The sequence below is a fragment of the Corallococcus sp. AS-1-12 genome (assembly GCF_020036995.1).
Classification (GTDB): domain Bacteria; phylum Myxococcota; class Myxococcia; order Myxococcales; family Myxococcaceae; genus Corallococcus.
The window spans coordinates 1-878 of sequence record NZ_JAIQDD010000105.1 but is presented as its reverse complement, the minus strand read 5'-3'; the positions used below and the strand labels follow the sequence as shown (position 1 = coordinate 878).

Genomic DNA, 878 nt, shown 5'->3' with positions numbered 1-878 from the left:
GGAATGACGGTGGAGCCGAAGCAGGTGCGCGAGTACCTGACGGAGCTGCTGCCAACGTACATGGTGCCGACGCTGTATACGGTGCTGGAGGCGCTGCCACGGCTGCCCAACGGGAAGCTGGACCGGTTGTCCCTGCCCGCACCGGACCTGACGAGCAGCCGGGAAGAGCACGTCGCGCCGCGCAGCGCGCTCGAGCACAAGCTGGCGGCACTCTTCGGCGATGTCCTCGGCCTCGAGCACGTCGGCATCCACGACAACTTCTTCAACCTCGGCGGGCACTCGCTGGCAGGCATGCAGTTGGTGTCGGCGATCCGGAAGCACCTGGAGATCGAGGTCCCGCTCACCCTGATCTTCGAATCGCCGGTGCTGGAGGCAATGGCGCTCCGGATTGAAGCTCTACGACAGCAGGGGCACCGAAGCCGAGTGCCAGTCATCGAGCGGGTGGAGAGGACGAGCCGTCTCCCGCTGTCCTTTGTGCAGGAACGCGTGTGGTTCGTGCACGAGCACATGGAGGACCAGCGGACCAGCTACAACATCACCTGGACGCTGCGCCTCTCCGGCAAGGGCTTCTCGCTGGAGGCGCTACGGACGGCGTTCAACGAACTCATCGCCCGGCACGAGACGCTGCGCACGTGGTTCCGGGGGACGGAGAGCGCCGGGGAGGCCGTGCAGGTCGTCGGTGAGCCTTGGGAGGTGGAACTCCCGCTGCGGGAGGTGCGCGAGTCGGAGGTGACGGCCACCGTCAACGCGCTGTCCCGGCACGTGTTTGACTTGAGCGCGGGGAGGCTGCTGACGGCGGAAGTGCTGCGGGTGGCGGAGGACGAGCACCTGCTCGTCAGCAACATCCACCACATCATCACGGACGGCTGGTCCTTCGG

1 protein-coding gene is annotated in these 878 nt (G+C 66.6%); it reads left to right on the top strand.

The features are described 5' to 3' along the window. On the top strand, positions 1-878 hold an 878-nt coding region (locus K8556_RS38905), incomplete at both ends, for a condensation domain-containing protein (RefSeq protein WP_223745188.1).